General features: G+C 38.3%; 19 protein-coding genes. 11 read left to right on the top strand and 8 right to left on the bottom strand.

The annotated features are described in order from the left end of the window. Positions 1–207 precede the first annotated feature (207 nt). The 4 genes from AN392_RS07435 (at position 208) to AN392_RS07420 (ending at position 7,571) form a co-directional block, all read left to right on the top strand. Positions 208–1,386 (top strand): efflux RND transporter periplasmic adaptor subunit, encoded by a 1,179-nt coding sequence (locus tag AN392_RS07435; RefSeq protein WP_055012346.1) that lies wholly within the window; start codon positions 208–210, stop codon positions 1,384–1,386. A 13-nt stretch (positions 1,387–1,399) separates the two neighbouring features. Next, entirely contained in the window at positions 1,400–4,531 is a 3,132-nt protein-coding gene (locus AN392_RS07430) for an efflux RND transporter permease subunit (protein ID WP_055012345.1), read from the top strand. A 241-nt stretch (positions 4,532–4,772) separates the two neighbouring features. After that, on the top strand, positions 4,773–5,348 hold the full coding sequence (locus AN392_RS07425; protein ID WP_010392238.1) for a hypothetical protein: 576 nt from the start codon (positions 4,773–4,775) through the stop codon (positions 5,346–5,348). A 150-nt stretch (positions 5,349–5,498) separates the two neighbouring features. Next, entirely contained in the window at positions 5,499–7,571 is a 2,073-nt protein-coding gene (locus tag AN392_RS07420) for a S9 family peptidase (protein ID WP_055012344.1), read from the top strand. Positions 7,572–7,635: 64 nt separating this feature from the next. Here AN392_RS07420 and AN392_RS07415 read toward each other — a convergent pair whose 3' ends face one another. Continuing rightward, positions 7,636–8,109, bottom strand: a complete 474-nt coding sequence (locus tag AN392_RS07415) for a Dps family protein (RefSeq protein WP_008112861.1) — start codon at positions 8,107–8,109, stop codon at positions 7,636–7,638. 399 nt (positions 8,110–8,508) lie between these two features. Between AN392_RS07415 and AN392_RS07410 the strand changes: the two genes are divergently transcribed. Beyond that, on the top strand, positions 8,509–8,718 hold the full coding sequence (locus AN392_RS07410) for a hypothetical protein (RefSeq protein WP_008112863.1): 210 nt from the start codon (positions 8,509–8,511) through the stop codon (positions 8,716–8,718). Here the strand turns inward: AN392_RS07410 and AN392_RS07405 are convergent. Together AN392_RS07405 and AN392_RS07400 are read right to left on the bottom strand one after the other, a co-directional pair. Next, positions 8,715–9,320, bottom strand: coding sequence for a lipase/acyltransferase domain-containing protein (locus tag AN392_RS07405; protein ID WP_010392243.1), 606 nt, complete (start codon positions 9,318–9,320; stop codon positions 8,715–8,717). The two genes, AN392_RS07410 and AN392_RS07405, sit on opposite strands and share 4 nt — an antisense overlap. Before the next feature lie 184 nt (positions 9,321–9,504). Further along, entirely contained in the window at positions 9,505–10,041 is a 537-nt protein-coding gene (locus AN392_RS07400) for a YaeQ family protein (RefSeq protein WP_041709750.1), read from the bottom strand. A gap of 304 nt (positions 10,042–10,345) precedes the next feature. Here AN392_RS07400 and AN392_RS07395 point away from each other — a divergent pair, with 304 nt between their 5' ends. Next, the gene (locus AN392_RS07395) at positions 10,346–11,551 is read left to right on the top strand and encodes a tyrosine-type recombinase/integrase (RefSeq protein ID WP_055012343.1); all 1,206 of its coding nucleotides are present in this window, start codon (positions 10,346–10,348) and stop codon (positions 11,549–11,551) included. A gap of 6 nt (positions 11,552–11,557) precedes the next feature. Here AN392_RS07395 and AN392_RS07390 read toward each other — a convergent pair whose 3' ends face one another. After that, positions 11,558–12,766, bottom strand: a complete 1,209-nt coding sequence (locus tag AN392_RS07390; protein WP_055012342.1) for a hypothetical protein — start codon at positions 12,764–12,766, stop codon at positions 11,558–11,560. A 796-nt stretch (positions 12,767–13,562) separates the two neighbouring features. Here AN392_RS07390 and AN392_RS07385 point away from each other — a divergent pair. Further along, the gene (locus AN392_RS07385; RefSeq protein WP_055012341.1) at positions 13,563–14,219 is read left to right on the top strand and encodes an inovirus Gp2 family protein; all 657 of its coding nucleotides are present in this window, start codon (positions 13,563–13,565) and stop codon (positions 14,217–14,219) included. A gap of 190 nt (positions 14,220–14,409) precedes the next feature. On the opposite strand, the gene AN392_RS07380 is transcribed toward AN392_RS07385, so the two are convergent. Genes AN392_RS07380 through radC form a run of 4 tightly spaced genes read right to left on the bottom strand, consistent with a single transcriptional unit; the run spans position 14,410 to position 16,180 of the window. After that, complete coding sequence (locus AN392_RS07380; RefSeq protein WP_055012340.1) at positions 14,410–14,649, bottom strand: hypothetical protein; 240 nt, start codon at positions 14,647–14,649, stop codon at positions 14,410–14,412. Between the two features lie 53 nt (positions 14,650–14,702). Next, on the bottom strand, positions 14,703–15,263 hold the full coding sequence (locus tag AN392_RS07375; RefSeq protein WP_055012339.1) for a tyrosine-type recombinase/integrase: 561 nt from the start codon (positions 15,261–15,263) through the stop codon (positions 14,703–14,705). 11 nt (positions 15,264–15,274) lie between these two features. Continuing rightward, complete coding sequence (locus AN392_RS07370) at positions 15,275–15,694, bottom strand: DUF2787 domain-containing protein (RefSeq protein ID WP_055012338.1); 420 nt, start codon at positions 15,692–15,694, stop codon at positions 15,275–15,277. 12 nt (positions 15,695–15,706) lie between these two features. Beyond that, a complete protein-coding gene (gene radC / locus AN392_RS07365; protein WP_055012337.1) occupies positions 15,707–16,180 on the bottom strand; it encodes a DNA repair protein RadC in 474 nt (157 codons plus the stop codon). Positions 16,181–16,304: 124 nt separating this feature from the next. Between radC and AN392_RS07360 the strand changes: the two genes are divergently transcribed. From AN392_RS07360 to AN392_RS07345, 4 genes are all read left to right on the top strand, one after another. Next, the gene (locus AN392_RS07360) at positions 16,305–16,502 is read left to right on the top strand and encodes an AlpA family transcriptional regulator (protein WP_055012336.1); all 198 of its coding nucleotides are present in this window, start codon (positions 16,305–16,307) and stop codon (positions 16,500–16,502) included. 412 nt (positions 16,503–16,914) lie between these two features. Beyond that, positions 16,915–18,048, top strand: a complete 1,134-nt coding sequence (locus tag AN392_RS07355) for a helix-turn-helix transcriptional regulator (protein WP_055012335.1) — start codon at positions 16,915–16,917, stop codon at positions 18,046–18,048. A 324-nt stretch (positions 18,049–18,372) separates the two neighbouring features. Beyond that, positions 18,373–18,597: a hypothetical protein gene (locus AN392_RS07350; RefSeq protein ID WP_152965244.1), complete on the top strand. Its 225-nt coding sequence runs from the start codon at positions 18,373–18,375 to the stop codon at positions 18,595–18,597. A 120-nt stretch (positions 18,598–18,717) separates the two neighbouring features. After that, complete coding sequence (locus tag AN392_RS07345) at positions 18,718–20,511, top strand: AAA family ATPase (RefSeq protein WP_055012333.1); 1,794 nt, start codon at positions 18,718–18,720, stop codon at positions 20,509–20,511.

Here is a 20,511-nt window from a genome sequence, read left to right as displayed (position 1 = left end):
CCAAAGTGATTAGCTTTATGATTTATAATGGTAAAAATTTGTAACAATACATTTATGAAGCGACTCAGTGAGGCTTTTTATTGATTTATACTTCACTGCATAAGACCTAACCATACTTTTTTGTAACAGTTGCTTACAAATGTCACGTTAATGTTTCATTAAGCTTTGGTATCATGGTGTTAATAGTAATTTGGGAGTAATAAACAGATGCAAGGTAATGTACTTAGGTGGATTTTTCCGTTCGTAGCATTAACATTAGGTGTGGTTGGTTTTGCTGCAATTAATGCGATTGCAAAAGAGTCAGATAAAAAAGAAGTCATAGACACTCGTCCAACGGTGCAGGTTGAAGCTGTTTCCGCTAATAATCATCAAGTTATCATTAATAGTTATGGTGAAGTGCAGCCGCTAGAAAATACCCAGCTTTCAGCGCAAGTATCCGGTGAGGTAGTTAGCTGGCATCCAAGCTTTGTGGCCGGTGGGGTCGTGGGTCGCGGCGAAATCTTATTTACAATTGAAAAAGATAACTACGAAGCAGCAGTACTGCAAGCCGAGGCTGAACTTGCCCGCGCGCAAGCGATGTTAATTGAAGAGCAAGCGCAAGCTAAAGTAGCAGAAGACGAAGCAAAACGTTTCCCAAATAAAGCGCGTACAGATTTATTTTTACGTAAACCACAAGTATTGAGTGCGCAGGCATCGGTTAAATCGGCCCAAGCTGCATTGAAACGGGCACAACGCGATTTAGATAATTGTGAAGTGAGCGCACCATACGATGCATTAGTCGTGAGTCGTAATGTAGGTGTTGGCCAGTTTGTCACTATGGGCGCTCAAGTTGCCGAGCTGAATAATATTGAAACCGCTGAAGTGATTATTCCGATCGCTGGCTTTGACAGTGTGTTTTTACCTGAGCGTGTTAAAGGGGTAACTGCAACGGTTATTAAAACAGGATTAAATGGGTTTACTCGCCAAGCAGTAATTGACCGCGATTTAGGGATTGTTGATAACGCGACTCGCATGAGCAGTTTAGTAATAAGAATTGAAGATCCTTATGGGCTTACTAATCAGCAGCCTGCAATTAAATTTGGCACTTATGTACAAGTAAACTTTGCTGGCACTATGCTCAATAATATTTATCGTTTACCGCAAGAGTTAGTAAATAACCAAACCGTGTGGGTAGTCAATGATGAGCAACAGTTAGAGCCGCGTAAGGTGAAAGTAATTCGTGAAGAAGGTGAATACTTCTATATCAGTGATGGCTTAGAAGCCAACGACAAGCTTGTTACTACCTTGCCGGAATATCCACAAAAAGGAATGGCAGTAAAAATAGCCGGTTTAACAGAGACTAAAAGTACAGATGCAGCAGAAAACGCATCCACTGAAAAACTTTAAGGTAGGGTGAGTTATGAATAACACAGAACAGCCCAATACAACCAAACAAACAGGGTTAATTGCTTATTTTGCTAACAACTCTGTTGCTGCCAATTTAATGATGTTTTTTATCATTGTCATGGGGCTTATAAGCTACTTTACCATTCAGCGACAAATGTTCCCCAATATAGAAGTTAACTATATTACGGTGAATGCAAACTACCCTGGGGCGTCGCCACAGGAAATTGAAGAAAGCATCTTAATAAAAATTGAAGAGTCGTTAAAAGATATAACTGAGATAAAAAAAGGGGTGTATCGCGCTTTTCGTAATGGGGGTTCTGCCAGCCTTGAAATTAATACTGACGCAGAGCTCACCGACGTTCTCGATAAGGTCAAGCTGCGAGTAGATGGTATTGCAACTTTTCCAGCGGGAATGGAGCCGGTTACCATTAGCCAAATAGAGTTTCGCCAAGATGTAATTGGTATGACGCTCGTTGCCGACCTACCGCTAAATGAACTTAAGCCAATCGCAAATCAGGTTGAAGATGAATTATTGCAGTTATCGAATGTATCTTTAGTGGTAAATGATGTGCCACTGGATGAAATTGCCATAGAAATAGAGCCCGACACACTTCGCCAATATAATTTAACCTTATCGGATGTAGCGAACGCGGTACGTCGTTATTCGGCTAATTTTTCGGCGGGACAACTAAAAACTGATGCTGGTGTTATTTCGGTTCGAGTAGAAAATCAGTTTTATTCTGGTGAAGAGTTTAGGCAAATTCCGGTAAAAATTGGCGCGAACGGTGCCAAAGTGTTGCTACAAGATATTGCTACCATCAAAGATCAGTTTGTTGAAGGTGAGCGTTACTTTAAATTTAATGGCGAAAACGCGGTTTATTTGTCGGTAAAAGCCACCGAAGATCAAAACATTATTCCGGTGGCTGATTCAGTTAAAGCGTATATTGATCAAAAAAATAAAGAACTGCCATTGGGTGTTCGTATAGAGCCACTAATGGACTTTACTTATTACCTAAATGCACGCTTAGATATGATGAAAGCTAATTTGCTGCAAGGTGCAATTTTAGTTGCTCTTATGCTCTCGTTATTTTTACGTTTTAAGCTTGCACTGTGGGTAATGATTGGTTTACCAGTGTGCTTTTTAGGTGCGATGATGCTAATGCCATTATTTGGTATCACGATTAATATTGTGTCTTTATTTGCCTTTATTATGGTGCTGGGGATTGTGGTGGACGATGCCATTGTCATAGGTGAAAGTGCCTACACCGAAATAGAAAAAAAAGGCGGCGGTGTTGTTAATGTGGTTAATGGCGCCAAACGAGTGGCAACCCCTGCTACCTTTGGTGTACTAACAACCATTGCTGTGTTTGCGCCATTTACGCTTTCAAGCGGCCCTGAAAGTTCCTTTTTTATAGGTATTTCAGTGGTGGTAATTTTATGTTTAATATTTAGCTTGATTGAATCTAAGCTGATATTACCGGCACACATTGCGCATACTCACTTTTCTCCTATTAACCCTGACGGTTGGCGAGCGCGCTTTAATAAGCGCTTTTTTGGTTTTGTAAATGGGCCGTATAGGCAGTTTATTGTTACTTGTATAAAGTGGCGTTGGACGGTGCTATTTAGTTTTGTTGCGCTATTAATTTTCACCTTTGCGTTAATATCGTCTAATCAGGTGAGAATGATCCCATCACCTAAAGTGCCCCATGACTTCCCGCAAATTAATCTTGAGATGAACGATAACGTATCAGACATCCAAACTATTAATGCTATTCGCCAAATCGAAGCCATGGTGCTTGAAATAGATAAGCAAACAGCGCGCGAAGAAGGGCAAAAAATGATTCGCGATGTATTGGTATTTAATCAGGGTCGTACAGAAGCGCAACTACTGGCGCCATTGGTTGATGAAGATTTACGCCCTTATAATGCCTTTGAGCTTTCGCGCCGCTGGCGTGAAACTATGCCAAATATTGCAGGTGTTAAATCGCTAACTATTCAGGATGATGTTGGCGGTGGAGGCGGCGGTAGTGGCGGTGAGTTCGGCTATTTACTGTATGGCTCTGACATTGATACATTGAATGAAGCCGGGCGTCGCTTTATTGGATTATTGCAGCAACAAGAAGGCTTATTCGACATAAGCTCTACCATTGACCCTGCTAGCAAAGAAGTACAAATGAGCTTAAAACCAGTCGCTTTTGACTTAGGGTTAGATTTGGCCTCAATTGCAAATCAAGTAGGTGCGAGTTTTTATGGTGGCGAGGCGCAACGTGTTATTCGCCGCGGTGAAGAAGTGCGGGTGATGGTACGTTACCCTAAACTTACCCGTGAAGCGTTTTCATCGCTTAAACACGCGGTTATCACCACGCCACAAGGTAGGGAAGTGCTGCTAGGAGATGTGGTTGAGCTAACTGAAACCCCTGGTATTAGTTATATTCGTCGTGAAGGCGGTTATCGTACTGTTTATGTGTATGGCAACATAGACGAAGAAGTAATTGAGCCAGGCGAAGTGGTTAAGCAAGTAAAAGAAAATCTACTACCACAATTGTTGGACGAATATCCGAGCGTTAAGTCAGAACTTGGTGGCGCAATTGAAGAGCAGCAGGCACAAGCCGATGAGCAGTTACTGTTTTTTGCTGGTGGTATGATTTTAGTTTATATATTACTGGCCGTGCCGCTAAAAAGTTACTCACAACCATTAATTGTAATGTCGGTTATTCCATTTAGTCTAACGGGGGCAATATGGGGGCATTTTTGGTTTGGCTTAGATATTAGCTTAATGTCGGGCTTTGGTTTAATTGCCGCAGCAGGTGTTGTTATTAATGACTCATTAGTTATGACTGATTTTATTAATCAGGCGCGTCGTGCTGGTATTAGTATAAAAGATGCGGTTATTGAGGCAGGCTGTGCACGCTTTAGGCCGATACTACTTACCTCAATTACTACCTTTGCCGGCGTATTACCGATTATGTTTGAAACCAGTCTACAAGCTAAGTTTGTAATACCTATGGCGGTAGCACTTGGTTTTGCGGTTATGTTTGCAACACTGATCACCCTTATTTTGGTACCGTGTTTGTATATTATTTTAACCGATATAGGCGCTCTAATTAAACGCCCGTTCGCAAGTAAAAAGGTGAGTGTAAGTTAACATCACACATATCATGCAGTTAAATAAAAAAGCCAACCGTTAAAGCGGTTGGCTTTTTTTATTTTTATGATTCTATACTTAAGTATTGTTTTTAAACTTCAGTTACATTCTTTTGTTTGATTGTTGTGACGTTGCTGATTACAATGGTTGATGTTGGTTAACGCATATTAGCCTACGAGCTAGTTTGCCTGTTGTAAGCCATATGATATGGGCGAGACGTTTGACTCTTTAAGGTGTTGCAGTGTTTATACATTCATCATTAACGTGTGGAGAATGGTTAACTATTGGTTGTCTTGGGCTGGATCAGTATAGCCAGCTATTTGTTGGTGATACGGTTAGTGTGAGCTTTTACGATGAGCATGGCGAATTAACTCAGCTAGCGTTTGATTATGAAATACTTTCCCCTGAACAGGGGGAACCTCATGCTTGGAGTTTACTGGTAGTTGAGCATATTAATATGCATATTCCACTGGTGTGCGCTGGCAGAATGACAGAGCAAGGATTGGTTGTTGCGTATCGACATAACAAAATATTTGCACTTGAAAGCAGTGGTATTTGTAGCGCGGTGGTCCATTTTAATCGCGCTGAAAAAAATAAAAAATTAATTGCTGTAAATAGCCTTGGATACGACGCAATTTATCCTCAAAATGGCGATATGTATAGTGCGGGCACCAAAGTATTACAGCCAAAAACTGGGCATATATACCAGTGTAAGGCATGGCCATTTAGCGAATTTTGCCGTGTAGATGAGCATAACACTATGTTTGAGCCTGGCGTTGGCGAGAGCTGGACTATGGCTTGGCAGCAAGTACAGTAAATCAACTTCCCTTAGGTATAACGACAACAATAAAATTCACGTAGTTTTTAGTTATCGAATTTATACCGCTTTAGCCCACTCAACTATGAGTGGGCTTTTTTATTTTTATGATAAACTGGCCGCCATTGTTATTTTTTAAGCGGTTTTTTTGTGTCTTCTTCTGATTATTCTTTAAGCTTATTGCCTAATTTTCCTATTGCTAAAAAGCAACCTTATGCGCTTACAACTCACGCAAAAACACGCAGTGATGATTATTATTGGATGCGCGATGATGAACGAAAAAGTGTCGAAATACTCGCGCATTTAGCACAAGAAAACGCTTATTGTGATGAGCAATTAGCCCCTATTAAGCCATTACAAAGTGCATTATTTGAAGAGCTTAAAGGCCGTATTGTAAAAGATGATAATACTGTACCGGTAAAAGACGGCCAGTATTGGTATCACTCAGAGGTTCGCGGAGATGATGAATATGCACGCCATTATCGCAGTAGCAGTATGGCAATGGCTAATAAAGTGTTGCTACTTGATGTGAATGAACTTGCTAACGGCTATGAGTTTTATGAGCTAGGGGAAGTGGCGCTGAGCCCCAGTGAGCAATTAATGGCATACTCTGAGGATACCGACGGCAGACGTATTTACACTGTTCGCTTTAAAGATTTAAACAACGATAAAATGCTCGACGATGTACTTGAAAATACCGAGGGGCAGGTTGTTTGGGCGAACGACAATCAAACCGTATTTTATGTAAAAAAGGATTTAAAAACCTTATTGGGTTATCAAGTTTTTAGACATGAGCTAGGGACCGAGCAAGACCAAGATGTGTTGGTATATGAAGAGCAAGACAGTAGCTTTTTTATGGGGTTGGGTAAAAGTCGTGATGAAAGCTTAATTATTATCGATTTAGCAAGCACAGAAACTAACGACATGTGGATACTTGATGCCAATCAACCCCATGGCGAATTTACTGCTTTAATGCCGCGTGAAGAGGGCCATGAATTTGATATTGATAAGCTCGGTGATACTTTTTATATAGTGACTAACTGGCAGGCTAAAAACTTTAGATTAATGACCGCGACAAGCAATACCATTGCTGATAAAAACCAGTGGCAAACACATACCCCTCATCGTGAAACTGTATTATTAGAAGGCGTTGAACTATTTAACGACTTTTTAGTGCTTAGCGAGCGCGAACAAGGCCAAGCACGCTTTGTTGTGGTTAATCAAAACGCTGAGCGAATGAACCTTGAGTTTGATGATCCTTGTTATTACGCTGCTATTGCCATGAACCCAGAGCCAAATGTAGCTCATGCACGCATTTACTATTCGAGCTTAACGACTCCCGGCTCGCTTTATAATGTTGATTTAACCACCGGTGAAAAAACCTTACTTAAACAACAAAAAGTACTTGGTGATTTTAACGCAGGAGACTATCAGTCAGAGCGACTCATGGTCAGCGCTCGTGATGGGATAAAAGTACCGGTGTCGTTGGTTTTTCGTAAAGATAGTTTTAAACAAGATGGTTCAAATCCGTTATTTCAATATGGCTATGGCGCGTATGGGATCACCATAGATCCAAGCTTTTCAAGTACATCACTGAGTTTACTCGACCGTGGTTTTGTTTATGCAATTGCGCATGTGCGTGGTAGTGAAATGCTAGGGCGTTCATGGTACGAACATGGTAAAAAACAGCATAAACAAAATAGCTTTAATGACTTTATAGATGTAACCAAAGCGCTCACTGAGCAAGGGTACGGCAACAAAAGTAAAGTGTTTGCCTCTGGTGGCAGTGCTGGGGGGTTATTAATGGGAGCTGTGGTAAATCAAGCGCCTGAACTTTACTGTGGAGTGGGCTGCCATGTGCCATTTTTAGATGTGCTCACCACCATGTTAGATGAAAGCATTCCGCTTACAACAAATGAGTATGATGAATGGGGTAACCCAAACGACCCCCATTTTTACGAGATTATTGAAGCGTATTCACCGTACGACAATATTAGTACGCAACACTACCCCAATATATTGGTGACAACCGGCTTGCATGACTCACAAGTACAGTATTGGGAACCAATGAAATGGGTGGCTAAAATGCGTGAATATAAAACCGATGATAATATTTTAGTGTTTAAAACCGACATGGATGCAGGGCATGGTGGGGCATCGGGTCGCTTTAAGAGCTTAGAAGAAAAAGCGCTAGAAATGGCCTTTTTTATCGCTTTGTCATAGCCAGTATATGATTATCACAAAAAAGCCTCAGTAATAACTGAGGCTTTCTATTTTTTAAAATAACTTAATCTAGGTAGGCTTTTAACATCCACACTAGTTTTTCTTGCTCTTTAATGTAGTCACTCATTAATGACGCGGTACCTTCATCATCAGCTTCAGCGGCTTGTGCAAGAATATCGCGCTGCATTTTAATTAAGCTGCTGTATCCGGCAAGTAAGTTCTCTACTGCGGTTACGCCATCGCTGATCCCTTTTGCTTCTTTAATTTCACTTACTTCTAAGTAATCTGAAAACGCATGTAGCGGTGCACCATCAAGCGTTAAAATACGTTCTGCGATTTCATCCACTTTTAATAGTAGTAAGTTATAAATTTCTTCAAACTTTAAATGTAATTCAAAAAAGTTTCGGCCTTTAATATTCCAGTGAAAACCGCGCGCATTCATATATTGAATTTGATAGCTGCTTAAAAGCGTATTCAGTGACTTAATAATATCTTCACTTTTTGTACTGTTTAAACCAATTGCATTTACTTGCGACATACCTTGCTCCTTAAATAACCGTTTTTATGAATTTTCACATATTGCTCAGTAAAATAAGTATTGCTCATAATCGTCTATGAATAAAATCGTTTATACATATTGATGCCATAGCTAAAAGCTATCAGCGTATCTGTGGTTTTATAAATGAATTAACTAACGCTGTTCAATAGATATGGGTTGTGTTTATAAAAATACTACCTTGAGCAGCGAAATTGTTTATTTTGTGAGTACAAAATATGATCTAAAACAAGCTTTTGAAAGGCTCAGCACAGACTTATTTTATTTATTGATTTAGGTCAAAAAACGCGCACAAGTAAAGCGCATAATCAATATAACCCAACTTGATAGAGAGTACTTTATTAAGTTAAGGGGCTACTTGATTAGATGCGGAGAGAAATAATGGAAGCTAAAACACGTAAAGAGAATAAAGCTGAACTCATCGTTATTGGTATTGCTTTGGTCGCGTTTGTTGTTGGATTAGTTGCGCACTTAGCGGGTGCGAGTTTTGCAAACTCTGATACCTTTGGTTACATCGCTGCACCCATGCCGCTGGTGTTAGGTATTATATTTTTGATCAGCTATAAAGTGGCCGCTGCAGCTGAGGACTAAATGTCCTCGTTCAAGCGCTCAAGAATATAATTAACGACTTGGCGAGAGTAAATCATACTGGTATGGCTTAAATGAAACACCTTGTGTTCAGCCATACCTTTGAGTTTGGTTTCATCTAGTAATACGGTGCCATCAGAGCGGCTGCCTTTTACAATGAGTGGCATTAAGCCAATCGGTAAGTCGCCGGCAATGCTATATAGCTTGGCTTTAAAAGGCCAATCACCATTTTTTGAGAGTAAAAATTCAACACTATTTTTTAATAATAGCTCAAACCCTTTTTGTTGCATTTTCTCAGCAATATGACTGCCAGTATGTGGCGTACCTAAGGTGATCACCTTTTCAACATGGTGACTTGGCGCTGAGTTTGCTTCTAAGTAGGCGCGGGCAACTAAGCCTCCCATAGAGTGGCAGACTAAAGCAGAAGGCTCATTGCTAATAAACTCATCTATTTGCGTAAAAATAGCATCTCGATTAGGGTCTCGAGTATTGTAGGTTAAGTTTAAAACTTTAACCCCCGACTCTTCTAGACGCGAACATAACGGGCGCATAACCAAGCCAGACATATACAAGCCATGTAAAACAATAACGCGTTTAACTTTCATACGCCCCCAAATACCAATTTTATTTAAAACATGATCATTCTAGCGTATTAAATAATCCGCTACCTGCGTTAAAAATTATTTATATAGAGCAACTATATGTCATCATTTTCGCCTTGTTATCGACTTATTTCTTTGTCGCTATAATGGATAACTAATTTAATGCAATTGGTATAACCTATTCTAATTACATTAATTGCTGAGGTTTTATCTCAATGTTAGTGGTGTCGGTATTAACCCAAACTTCACCATCTTGAATGGTAATAGCCAATTTAATATTACGATCAACCAACGCAGCTAATAACTGAGTAGCAGCATAATCAAGGCTAAAAATGCTTAAGTTTTTAAACTCGTACAATTTAGGCTGATGCTTTTGCCACCAAATAGCTTGGTTATTCTCGCCATAGGTATATAAAACTACTTTTTTAGCTTTATTACAGGCTTTTTTAAGGCGCTTTTCATCTGGTAACCCCAGCTCAATCCACAGCTCTATTTCTTCGCTGTAATTAATATGCCAAAGCTCCGGCTCATCATCAGCACATAAACCTTTAGTAAACTCTAATCCATCACAGCTATTAAGTGCAAACGCTAGTAAGCGGATCATCAAGCGCTGCTCAGTTTCTGAAGGGTGTTGTGCCAAGGTTAAATTAAAGTCTTGGTATACGTGACGGTCCATATCGCTAAGCGATAGTTGCGCTTTAATAATGGTAGATTTGAGAGCCATAATATCTAATCTGAAAAAATTTGCGCCAGTATAGCGCAATTAAATGAATTGCCAGTTAAAATAGCTACAAATTATATGTTAGGAGTTAAAAATGGCTATCCAGTGGTTCCCTGGGCGCTTGCATTAACTTCCGTGCCGCTCCGCGATCATGTTAAAAGCTTAGTTAAAACATGGGTTTAATCTGTTTTTATTCCGTGTTTGTCCAGTCTAATCTTGTCACTTCTACTATTTTTAGTACCCACGTTAGTACCCATGAGATTGTATTTTATATATACTAGTCTTAATCATCATTATGGAGCTTATTATGGCTAGGCCTGTAGTACGTCTAACGGATAAAAAGATAAAATCAATTACTAGTACAGGCAAAGAGCAAACGCTTTCTGATGGTGGCGGCCTTCAACTGCGTGTTTTACCTAGCGGCACTAAATCTTGGCAGTTTAAATTTAAAGATCCAATAAGTGATAAATTTAATAAATTACCCCTTGGGCTTTATCCAGCACTATCGCTTGCTAACGCACGTACTAAAGCTATTGAGTATCAAGAGCTACTAGCGCAAGGTATTAACCCAAAGGCATATGAGCTTGCTAAAAAGCGAACAGAGAGCCGCAAAGCTGCGAATACTTTTTTAGCTGCTGCAGAGCTTTGGTTTGAACGAAAACAGCCTACTGTGACCGCTCATCACGCAGCTAGGGAATGGCGAACGCTTGAGATGTATATTTTCCCCAAGTTGAAAGACACGCCTTTAGAAAGCATTACAGCGATTGATACCATTGAAATTCTCAGGCCACTTGAGACTGACGCTAAGCACTCCACAATTAAGCGTATTTGCCAAAGCTTAAATCAGATCATGGATTACTCGGTCAATCATGGTTTTATCAATGCCAATCCACTAGCAAAAATTATAAAAGTATTTACTAAAAATACAGTAGAACACATGGCTACTATTAGGCCTGAAGAGCTACCTGATTTTTTAACGGCTGTGAATAACTCTCAAACCATTCAGAACAAAACAAAGCTTTTAATTTTGTGGCAACTGCACACTATGACTCGCTCAAAGGAAGCCGCAGGCACTAAGTGGGCAGACATTAATGTTGAAGAGGCTGTTTGGATTATTCCAGCTGAAGAAATGAAGCGTAGAAGGGCTCACAGAGTGCCTTTAACGCCTGCTACCTTGGCAATACTTGAACAAATGAAACCACTGAGCGGTCACCATGAATATGTATTCCCGAGTGAGCGTAATGAAAAGGGCCATGCAAGCACTTATACGGTCAATGCCGCGATTAAACGCAGCTTGGGTTACAAAGATAAGCTGGTGGCTCATGGTTTGCGCTCAGTTGCATCTACAGCTCTTCATGAGGAAGGTTGCGACAGCCTTTTGGTCGAAGCCTGCCTAGCCCACGCAGATGAAAACGAAACAAGAGCGGCATATAACCGCTCTGATTATTTAGAGCAACGCAGGCCGATTATGACATGGTGGAGTGAGTTGATTGGGCAGACTAGTCCGAAATAAAAGCACTTAATCAAGCATTGTTTTAACTATTTCATTGAGAGCTTTTTTTTCAGTGGTATTTTGATCTTTAGCGTAGCTGGTTAGCTTTTTCTGGTTTGCTTTAGTTAAGCCAAAAAAGTTGTTACTTTTTTGACGGAATGACCTTTGTTTGTGTGCATTATACAAGTAGGCGGCGAGGTCTTTTTGATCCGATAAAAGATCTACTGCTAGAGTTTCCTTACCATTAATGTCTTGAGTACAATCGTAAGCTAAAGGTTGATTAAGCTTTTCGGCAATATAAGTAAAAGTAGCTCGAGGATAAAGGTGAATTGTAACATTACCAACAACTTCAAATGCAGCTAGAGATGTCGAGGGCGCAGTAATAGTGAGATCATTAATATCAGTATTTATTAACTCATCGATAGAATTAAATTTGATTTGATGGTTATATTTTAAAAGGGGACCTGAAAGAAAGAGCTTACTTGTATCTAAATTAACATTAGTATTGTTAGAAGGTTTGATAGTTTCGATATGACGAAAAAGCGGTTTTTCGACATTTTTTACAAAGCGGCCTTTTAAAAACCTCCAGTTAGCTATTAGTGAAATACATGACCAATAAATTGTCTCATTATCAATTGGTTGTATGAATTGGAACATCCCTTTTTGCCCTGACGCCTCATCTACTTTTTCTACTAGATAACGCCAAACCCAACTACATGTTTCCTCATCTTTTATATCTAACCAAGGAAGTGGGTTTTTTCCTATAACATACTGAGAGTATGCATATTTTAAGGCTAATAAATAGTTTTGCTTTTGTCCATCATAGATTATTGCTGAGTCAAAAGTTTTTATTATCAGCGGATATGCCTCCTTAATGTTGCTTGCAAAATTTCTATAGTACTTATTTTGTGGAGCGAAATGAATCTGTGGAATAGGGTTAAGGTTTATGTAAAAAAGTACCCAAGATAGTTGTTTTGGGTTTTTAACTGATAGCCAATCAAAGCTCTCCATAGGTAGCACATTTGCAAAGTAATTTTCCATTAACTTTCTCAATTCATTTTTGAGACGCGCCTCAGCTTCATTAATAGGTTCACTTTCCCAGCTCTTAATAATCTCGCGAGCTTCTTCGATATTTGTAGGGAAACGCTTTACGTAAAATAAATTATTGTGATGGATATATTTAACCAACCAATACAGCGATCTTTCATCATTTTTGAATGTGTCTAGCCATGACATTTTTGTAATTCCTTGCCAGATAAAGCTCATTTATAGTATAAATAAAACGTATTTTTTAAGTTGTTTTATCATAAAAAAACAAGAGTTTTTTAGTAAAAAAAACGTAACCTAAAAAACCTGATTTAGCATTCTTTTAAAGGGTTTTAAAGGGTTTGAAAGGTTTTTAGTATCTTTTTCTATTTATTTTCACTCTATGCTTTATTGCATGTAAATTTTAAAAAAGCAAATTTAAGTTTTATTAGCCGATGAATTGATCCCACCTCGACACCACATTTCCATTTTTCTTAGAGTTCAACTCAACCTACAAACTTAGGTTCTTTTGATTCATATTACACAAACCTGACCAGCTATTTTTATGTATATGGAATATCTAAGCAGTAATTTTTAAGCATAATTAGTAACTCATTAAGGGGCTTTTAATGAGGAGTTCCTTGTTTGGAGTGGAAGAGGTTTACAACAAAATGAATAAAACTTGATGAAGTTAATACTCAGGAAGCCGGCTGTTTAGGTTTAAATTAAGATCTGAATATGGTGTGTTTTTAGTATTTAAGTACGGCCCTGCAACCTTATTCTATAGGTGATAACTTCAGAGTGATTGTAAATATTCAAAACATCTTTTCAGTAATGCGTTAATGAAATTTGCCGTCACAAACTAAGCTGGTTTTCTTAGTGTTAATTTCGGTTTGGTAATATTAATTAGAGTTACTAGTAACGAAGTCATTATCACAACAAATACAAATTAAAAAACTACGACTCATACACCTGATATGAACCAATACATAACAGGAGAAAGAGAATGAATAACCCAACCCAATACCCAGTAACAACAAACCCTACATACAAGCAATATCAAACACTCGCTAGAGTAGATCAGCAACTAGTTATTCCCTACTTAAATGCTATTGAGAAAGTAATGCATGCTGCATGTAGTGAACATAAAAGAACGTTTGCAGCCAGAATTGATTTAAGGCTACCTGCTTATTCAAATACAGTTGATTTAGATAGCAATAAAATTATTACACGATTTATTGCTTCTCTTGAGGCGCAGATTAAAGCAGATACAAAACGTAAAGTTCGTGATGGTAAAACTCCACATCCATGTAATATTAGATATATTTGGACTAGAGAGAAAGACGAAGCTCACCATCAGCATTATCATTTTGTACTGTTTTTCAATAAGGACCGGTACCACTGCACGGGTAAAATAAATATAGAAAGTGATAACTTGTTTACTCGAATAGCTAAGGCCTGGGCAAGTGCGTTGACCTTAACGCTGAATGAAACGATGGAATTAGTTCATTTGCCTGATAATGCACACTATTACCTTGACGCTAATAACCCTAATTTCGCTCAAAACTTCCATGCTCTTTATTGTCGAGTAAGTTACTTCGCCAAGCTTAGAACTAAGCATTACGGTTTAGGGCAGCGTTGTTTTGGTTATAGTCAGAGGTGATATTCTAATTAAGACCTGTGCTTCTCATAATTCGTTTTAACGAGGTTTTGAGACCTTCAACTAGTTAAATAGGCCAAGGCCCTTACGCAACAAGGGTTGGCAAGTTCCCAAAATACCATTATGAGAACCTAAAAAATAAACGGTGTTATTACACCTTAAAAGAGTGCTCTATATGAGCACTCGTATTTAATTAATCAAACAAACTAGCAATGCCAGCAACTAATCCACCAGCTACCGCCAAAGGGATTGTAACAGGCGCAGAGGCAACGCCTGCACCAACTACTATTGCGCCAGATGTAAGCGCTCCAGCAGCTGCACCGGAGCCTATAGCCACAGCTGTTCTGCTTACACTAGAATCACTACTGCCAGTTATCTGTTTAGATAGCTCATTACCAACCAAGCCGCACGAAACAGCTTTATCTAAAGACATAATGCCTTCCTTTTAGTTAAGTAAAACAAGCGCCAGAATGACGCTAATAAGGGTTATAGCTCTAGTTCTTCAAAGTCTTTGTCTATTTCCTCCTGTGTTATGCCTATATAACGAAGTGTTGTTGCTTCGGAGCTATGGCGAAGCATTTTCATTACTCGGGCGATGTCGTGGGTTTTCTGATACAAGTGATAGCCACGCGTTTTACGCATTGAGTGAGTACCTAAATGAATATTTAGTTCTTCACCCACCAGCGAAAATGCTTTTGTAACCGCTCTACGTGATAGCGGCTTAGGTTGTGAATTGATCGCTTGTTGATTTCGGTATGATTGAAATAAGTAGATATGATGTGGATGAGTAAGTTTAATTTCGTTGATTAAGGAAAGCGCTTTATCATTTAACTTTATTTCAGCTAATTTCGAGGTCTTTGACTCGTAAATAATCAACCTATCATTATTTATGTCAGTAAACTTCACTGCAAGTAAGTCAGATATTCTAAGCGCGAGATTTAAGCCAAGATTCCATATTTGGCTCATTTGCTTTGAGCAGCGTTTTTCTAGTAAATAGCTAACGAGCCTTACTGTATCGAGATCTTTAACTGCTTGTACTTCAGCCATAAAACCCCCAGTTATTCAGTCGTAACCGTAACCTGATAACAACCCGTGTTGTAGTACTCAACAAAGTTTGAAATGAATAAGGCTAATAGCTCTTTACCTTCCCTAGCGTTCAACCAACCAGCTAAAAAGTGATAAACCTGCTTAATACTAAAGCACACATCAATTTCTTTTATTAGTTCAGGGGTATGACGGCCCTGATACGAAAAGTCAGTAATATAAACTAGCTGCCAGCTGGTGGCCTGTTTTTCTAACCTAACCTCTACAGGGTGAAAGCCTCCAGCTTCAGGGCTGTAGTCTGGATCTCTAAAGTTAAGCGTAACCACTTTTGCCCCACCTACAGAATCACCCTCATTTGTAACTGTATTTACAATCACACGAATAAAAGAGTCAGGCACATTTAAGCCTGATACTTGCTCTATTTTTAACGCCATATTTAACTCCTTTTAAATTAAGCCATGCTCAGCGAATGAATACGTGTTCTCGCCAATGATGATGTGATCAAGTACTGAAACATCAATTAGGTTAAGTGCCTGCTGTAATTTGTTAGTAATAAGCTTGTCTGCTTGAGATGGGGTAGTAATCCCTGAAGGGTGGTTATGCGCCAAGATAACGGATGCAGCATTAAGCTCTAGCACCTCTTTAACGACTTCTCTAGGGTAAACACTAGCTGCATTAATAGTGCCTCTAAATAGCTCTTTAAACTCCAGTATGCGGTTTTGGCTATCTAAAAACAGTACGGCAAATACTTCATGTTCATGTATCGCTAATTTATGTTTTAAGTACTCTTCGCAATCATTAGGGCTATTCAATACGCCATCTCTAAACTGCTTCTTAGCGATAATATACGCGGCGGCTTCTAGTATCTGCTCGTCATTTACTGGGTGTTTAAATTCATATAACGACTGTTGACCTTGCATTGTGAATTCCTCTTTAGTGGTTCATGCAAGTTAGTGATGTATATGTGTAAGTTTTTTGTTTGAAGGCATAAAAAAATACTGACCCCGGAAAGGTTATGTACTAATAACCAACCGGAGAAATTCCATGCGTTTAATCAAATTAAAAGAAGTAATCGAAAAAACATCACTAGGCCGCTCAACAATTTATGAGTTTATGGCGAAAGACATATTCCCAAAGCAAGTATCGCTAGGCGCTAAGTCGGTAGCTTGGTTAGAGTCAGAAGTTGATGATTGGATAATGGAACGAATAGAAGGAAGGGGCAAGGCTCAATCAATTCTTTAAATTTAGGTAGTTAATGTAACCGTTACTTGCTTTTAAAGCCTTAGCAGCTTAATTATTAACATATAGGGGTAGGTCAGACCTACCCCTATATGATCTAATATTCAAATTTGATGTACAAAATTAGGTAAATATTTGCACCATTAAATAGCTCTTTGCTTCTATTAATCGAATACTCTTTAGTTGTAGCTGTGTAAGTTAGAAGGGTGAAAATGAGTGAAAGTGGCGGCTAATATACTCATTTTAAAGTTTTATAATTAGTGCGTTTATTTTATTCTGTAATGGTAAGTAATTGCTATTACATAGAGTGTGGGGGTAATTTTTAGATAATATGTACTCCGCTCTCATAAGTTTAATTAAGCTCCCTTGAATACTTTGATGACTTTCCCATAAGAAAGTAAAAGGAAAATGCAGTATGTCGATTCAATCCTGGTTAGAAGTCAGTTTAGCTAAAAACAGAATGACGTTGGCAGAATTAGCCAGAAAGTCGTCTGTTTCAATTTCGACGCTGCATAGGATAAGGTCTGGAGTGTCATTAAACCCAAGTCTTAGAACGATCAAGAGCTTAGAGAGAGTACTGGGGGTGAAGGAGTTAAATGAAATTACTTCTGATGAACCAAGTTTCATTCCGCAAAAGAAAGAAAACCGTTTTACAGTAGACCCTTATACGGTGACATTAAATAACCAAAATAATCAATGCCCTGTATGTCTTGATTATTTCGTTGATAAAAATTATGTGTATCATGAATTAAATCCTTACCGTATGAAAGATGTCCTAGTCGATGCTTACCAAAGTGATATTCTGGAAGAGAAGATTATTTTTATTTGTGAAAAATGCCACCCTGTTTTTAGCGAGGTTATGGAGTTTTCATACCCTACAATATTAGAAACTATAATGGCGCATGGGCCCTTTCCTATCATGGTGTACTCTCAAGATCTAAATAAAGAAGTTGCTGTAAGGAATCAATCTTTATTGGCGGAGAAGCTTGAAGTAAATCAGTCAACTATATCTCGAATTATGGGAAAAAATAAAAATAAGAGAGAAAGTCAAACTAATAGAAAAAAATATGTTGATGTCATCAACTATGGTTTAGCTAAGAAAGCCCATGTGTTGTGTGCGAAAAGAATGCTACATGATGAGTTTAAGCCTGATTTAGAAGTAAATAAATCAATAGCTTTGTCGCTTTTTAAAAGAGAGCTAGAAACTAGGCATGGTTATCCTTATGACCGGTTTATTGCTGACTATTCAAAAAAGATTAATTTTGGTCAGTTAGTTGTAAAGTGTGATCTCATGGTTCTAGATGCTGAAGGTAAAAATTTAGCTGCATGTTTTTTTGTGGATGGTGATGTAGGTGATATTTTTCAAGATGAATATATTGGCTTAGGGCTATGTGTGGGAGTGAAGTACATAAGCATAACAGTGCTTGATCAAAACCCAAGAAGCTTTACTCCTATTTCAACTATCGTTTATAAAATACAAAATATTAGTAATACTGTTGAGATTAAACGTTCAGCTTTCCCAAACTGTATAACAGAGGAGCCTTGGTAATATATTCTCTTATAATGGAATTTTCAGTAGGGCCTCTGCTTTTTGATTGCTTTAGTTTAAGTATTGGTGCTATGCCGTTCAACACTACGGTAGGTTGGTGGTTGAAAATTGCACAAACAGCCATGTCAAATGGTGCATTTTAGGTTGTCTTTATGTGCATTGAAATGTGCATTGAAAAATAAAAAATAGCGACACTCCCACATTGCGCATAAAATTAAATTTATGTTGTGTTTCTCACTTTTAAACTCTAATCTTTTCACATCAACAGCATCATGTATTTATGAAGTGAGTGGTGTTCAAATTGAATTTAGTGAGGGCGGTATAATGAATCAAGTTTCCAGTTTTTTTACTAGCAATTACACAAGCTTTGTTAAACAAGTGTGCTTTCAAAGTGGGCACTCTATTGAGTGTATTGAAAGCACACTTGATATTGCTCTGACAAACTATCAATTGAACAGTAGTAAACATGAGTTAACATTTTCTCAACTATCAGAAATATGGGAACGAGACTGTGCCCCTACCTTGTTTGATTGGGATTTAGCAGCCTAACTCGCTTCGAAACCCAGCTTTAAGCACCTAGTCGCGGTTATGACTGCGTAGCTTTCCGTCATTTTTAATGCCTATTTACCATTTGAATGCTACTAGCTGACAGTAGTGTTAGGAGTTGTTATGTCTAAAATTCAACGTACCCCTGATTTATTTACACGTTTTTTTGAATCCTTTGGCAGAAATTATATGCCGGAGTGGGTGGAAAGTGCGTTGAATGAGTCTTATAAGTTTTTTGATGGAGCTGGAGAAGATCATATTCCTACCTCAGTTAGTTTTCCATTTACAAATATGGAAATGCAGGGCTTAGAAGCATTCATTTTATTAGGGGTCAGATATATTGAAGATTGGAAGTTTAATAAAAGGTGCTTAGGAAATAATAGAGGCTTACAAGCTGAAATTATTATTAATACTAAATCTCGGACTAAAATAGTTACGCATTATTACAATGTGCTTAATATTCGTTTGTTTAATGATCACGTTGATGAGTTTGGAGCGTTTTGTAGGTATTATTTTAATGCTGGCAAGCTTTTAAACTTTGATGACATGTTAAATGAATTTGTGAGGTTGCTATGTAATGAAAATTTGCAAGTTAGTGGCTGGACTATAGATGAAGAAATCACAAACTCTTTATTTGAAAGTTTCAAAAGTTCATTAGGTTCATCTAGCTCAGATGATGTGACTGATTATTTTGAGGAGCATTTATTTGAGGGAGTGGTAAGCTCTGAGGAATACACTGACTGGTTTGATGAGGAAGTTGGAATATTAGATGATTCATTTCTCTCTAAGGGTATTGGGCATGATTCTGAACAAGAAAGCTCAGTTCTTAAGCCTGAATCTAAGGCCCCGATATTTGTTAAGTTAAGTGAGGCACTTGAAAGTGACGCACCTGATGTGAAACAGCTATTTGAACAACTAATTTTTATGATAATCAGTAAAGGTTTTCAAACAAACGGATTTACGAAATTTCCTTCTTTAATAGAAATAAAAAAAGATAATTCGAAGCTACCAAAAATTGATAAGAGCTTACTTCTTGCAAGTGTATATGGCTCGCCCAATGTAATGCAGAAAATTTCCTCTCAAATGGGAATACCTGTACGCCAAATAAGATTCCCAGATCATGTTATCCGAGCGAGGCAAGCCTTAAGAGAAGTGCCAATGATTAAAAAAAGTTTTCACCATGAAGGAGTTGAAGCGACATTTTTTCATCATGCATTAAGTTTTAAATGTGAAGCTCAGATTGATTTAAATATAAGTAGCGAACTTAATCAGTTATTTATACAAGAGGCGTCAAATGCACCTATTACCATTAATTACCCGTCGCTTGTTGAATGCTTAATTGAATACCAACAGCCGTTCAATGCCCAATTTGCTCGCAAAAAATCCCAATTATTGAAAAGCTTTCTTACAGAAAAAGTAATCGGTCAAAAGTTTGCTATAGATAGTGCTGCTGATCTTTACTATGGGGCCATTCATCCAAATCAATCGTTATCCGATATAAAAGTAGAATCTTTGACCCTTTTAGGAGCTTCGCAATCAGGAAAAAGCTTATTAGCAGATAGTTTCACGAAAGCTCTGAATAGTATTGATGAAGGTGTGGGCTATGACTCTTTGTTTATACCGATGGAAAGTTACTCAGACTCGAAAAGTATTATGAAGCTTATAGGTACGGGGTCACAGTATGTTGACTCAGCTTTGGGGGATCTCACGCTAACTGCTGAATTAAACCCAAGAACATGTTTTGTTTTCGAGAATTTTGATAAAGCACACTCGGTCGTACAGGAGGCACTATTAACACTCTTAGATAGCGGTGAACTGCCAGATAATACATCGAATAGAGTGGTTAATTTTGAACAATGCTTTTTTTTGTTTACTACGTCAGTAGGCTCTTCTCAGATTTCAGCTTTGAACCAATAA

Source organism: Pseudoalteromonas sp. P1-16-1b (assembly GCF_001401785.1).
Taxonomy (GTDB): Bacteria; Pseudomonadota; Gammaproteobacteria; order Enterobacterales; family Alteromonadaceae; genus Pseudoalteromonas; species Pseudoalteromonas undina.
Note: the sequence above shows the minus strand (reverse complement) of the source record. Positions and strands in the feature narration are given on the sequence as shown.